The sequence below is a fragment of the Massilistercora timonensis genome (genome assembly GCF_048354975.1).
Taxonomy (GTDB): Bacteria; Bacillota; Clostridia; order Lachnospirales; family Lachnospiraceae; genus Massilistercora; species Massilistercora timonensis.
This window is the reverse complement of sequence record NZ_DBGCJQ010000016.1, coordinates 1-2,684: the sequence shown is the minus strand read 5'-3', so window position 1 is coordinate 2,684 and position 2,684 is coordinate 1. Positions and strand designations below refer to the sequence as shown.

General features: G+C 51.0%; 4 protein-coding genes and 1 pseudogene. 3 read left to right on the top strand and 2 right to left on the bottom strand.

The features are described 5' to 3' along the window. Window positions 1–336: mechanosensitive ion channel family protein (locus ACML7B_RS01180; RefSeq protein WP_418538989.1), on the top strand; the 336-nt coding region annotated here is incomplete at its 5' end. A 113-nt stretch (window positions 337–449) separates the two neighbouring features. Here the strand turns inward: ACML7B_RS01180 and ACML7B_RS01175 are convergent. Continuing rightward, window positions 450–713 (bottom strand): annotated as a pseudogene (locus tag ACML7B_RS01175) (integrase core domain-containing protein); the annotation flags it as partial. Between the two features lie 47 nt (window positions 714–760). Between ACML7B_RS01175 and ACML7B_RS01170 the strand changes: the two are divergent. Both ACML7B_RS01170 and ACML7B_RS01165 read left to right on the top strand, forming a co-directional pair. Next, window positions 761–2,041 (top strand): Spy0128 family protein, encoded by a 1,281-nt coding sequence (locus ACML7B_RS01170; protein ID WP_418538988.1) that lies wholly within the window; start codon window positions 761–763, stop codon window positions 2,039–2,041. Between the two features lie 126 nt (window positions 2,042–2,167). Continuing rightward, window positions 2,168–2,449 (top strand): helix-turn-helix transcriptional regulator, encoded by a 282-nt coding sequence (locus ACML7B_RS01165; RefSeq protein WP_418538986.1) that lies wholly within the window; start codon window positions 2,168–2,170, stop codon window positions 2,447–2,449. Window positions 2,450–2,533: 84 nt separating this feature from the next. Here ACML7B_RS01165 and ACML7B_RS01160 read toward each other — a convergent pair whose 3' ends face one another. Then, window positions 2,534–2,683 (bottom strand): alanine:cation symporter family protein, encoded by a 150-nt coding sequence (locus ACML7B_RS01160; RefSeq protein WP_418538990.1) that lies wholly within the window; start codon window positions 2,681–2,683, stop codon window positions 2,534–2,536. Window position 2,684 lies beyond the last annotated feature (1 nt).

The window sequence follows — 2,684 nt, the reverse complement described above, 5'->3', positions numbered from 1 at the left end:
ATCCTGACCAACAACAGCCTGACCAATTTCACTGCCAACGAAGAACGGCAGCTGGACCTGAAGGTGGACATCGCTTACGGGGCGGACCTTTCGAAGGCCAAAAGCCTGCTGGAAGAAATGCTCCTGGCGGATGAAAGCGTTCTGCAGGACCAGGAGATCAGGATCTTCGTAGACCATCTGGGAGAAAGTTCCGTAGTACTGGGCGCAAGAGCCTGGGTGAAAAATGAAGAATACTGGCCCGCCAGATGGCGGCTGCTGGAGAAGATCAAGCTTTGCTTTGATGAGAACGGGATCGAGATCCCGTACCGGCAGGTAGTGGTACACCAGGGAGAATAATTTATTGTTACATTGAGGACGTAGTAAAGTTTCAAAAGGCTACGTCCTCAATTGCATCTTACCCTGTACCAAAATGCGCCCAGGGGTGTACCAAAATGCGCCGAGGGGTGTACCTAAATGAAAATGCAACGTTGTAGGTTTGTCAAACATATGTTACACCCCAAGTAATAAATTCTTTTAGGATAGTCTGGTGATTTCCATCCCAAGGGTCTCATAGGAAACTGATTGTAATCCCTACGGTTATAGAGCTGAAGCTGTCTGGAGAAGTCCTCGAAAGAATAGAAGGTATGGGATGCATAAAAGCGTTCATTATCCTTTCGGTGACTACGTTCTACCTTTCCGTTATGGCGTGGCGTAAAGGGACGGATCAGCTTATGACAGAGTTTACGCCGGTAGTGGAAAAGCATTCTATGACCCGCAAGTAGTGAAAGCGCTGACCGGAGATCCTACACCGGTTAATAAGACCTTTACCTTTACGTTTACAAGAAATGAAGCGGCAGAAGAGGAAGGCACGCCGGAAGACGGTGCGATGATCAGCAATGGGCAGACTACTATCACCGGAGCAGGAGACGGCAACTTTGGAAACATTACCTTTGACAAGGTGGGAACCTATCACTTTACCATTGCAGAGGTTCCGGGAAGCGACGCGGGATACACCTACGATCCGCTGAGCTGGGATCTGGAAGTGGTGGTAGAGGATCGGGATTCGGTCCTGACCGTGGTAAGCCAGACCTATACTCGGACAGACGCTGACGGCCAGGAAGTAACCTCTGACGAGGAAGCGACCTTTACCAATGAGTACGAAGTCGTACCTACCGGCTATACGCCGACGGTGACCAAGGCCGTGACCGGCGATGTGCCGGAGGGCAGGGACGCCAAGTTCCGGTTCGCACTTACAGCCAGGGAGGATAATCCTGAGGGAGCCGTTCTTCCGGCGGATACGGAAGTGACCATCGAGGGAAGCGGCGAGGCAGACTTTGGCGAGATCCAGTTCGAGCAGGCAGGAACCTACCGGTTCGACATTACTGAGATCAATGACAAGCTGACCGGCTACCAGTACGATGGAAGCGTCTGGACGCTGACCGTGGTAGTGAAGGATACCGAACATATCCTGGGCGTGGAGAGTGCAACCTACACAAGACAGGATGAGGCGACCTCTGACGTGGCGGCCTTTGAGAACCACTACCAGCCGGGCGAGGCGGCTTACGCGCCGAGAGTGACGAAACACGTAAGCGGCGACAAGACGCCGTCCAATGCGACATTTACCTTTACCATGCAGGCCCTTGCGGACAATCCGGAGGGCGCGGCAGTGGAAGGAACTTCCGCAAGCGTAGCGGGAGCAGGACAGACCGCATTTGCACCGATCACATTTACCAAAGCGGGAACCTACCGGTTCGACATCCGTGAGGCGGATGGCCACGAAGCCGGATACACCTACGATGAACATATCTGGAGAGTGACCTTGGAAGTGGCGGACGAAGACGGAGTCCTGACCATCGCAGACGTAACTTACGAGAAGCTGGGAACCTTCATGAGTAACGGCGAGGCTGCAGAGTTTACCAACGAGTATGACGAGGCAGTCACAACCGGAGGCAGGGTGAAGACCGGCGATCCGGCGGACTTTAGCTGGCCGCTGGCAGGCGTTGGCATATCGGCGCTGTTTATCCTGATCCTGCTTAGCTGGAGAAGGAAAGAAGAAGAGTAATTTGATTCAATTGAGGACGTAGCCTTTTGCAAAAGGGCTACGTCCTCAATTGCTTTTACATTGACAGAGGTTATCGAATATGATAACTTGTTGATAACAGAACAGATGAGAGGATCGGTAAGAATTATGAAAGCAAGTGTATCATTTCACCAGATTAAGGAAGAACTGCTGCAGGATGAAGAATTTAGGATAGAGTATGAGAGACTACAGCCAAGATATCAGGCGATCGCTCAGATTATCAAAGCCAGACATGAGCAGAACATGACACAGGCGGAGCTTGCGAGACGTGTGGGGACACAAAAGAGTAATATTTCCCGTCTGGAGAGCGGGAATTATAATCCGTCTCTGGATTTTCTGGTTAAGGTTGCCAGGTCTCTTGGGAAGAATGTGAGTATTAGACTCTTGTAGAACAATTTCAGGCATAAGAAATAAGTAAAGCCACCCATCGGGTGGCTTTACTCTGTAAACTGTCAATTCGCCGGATCGGGTAGCTTACTGATTTTCTTTTGTTGCGTACTCGGAAGCTTTCCCTCTCAGGAAATTGTTGAAGTAGTCGTCGTGGACTTTCTTCACCATACCGCTTAAGGCCAGCAGGCCGATAATATTGGGAACTACCATCAGGCTGTTGAAGCAGTCCGCCATG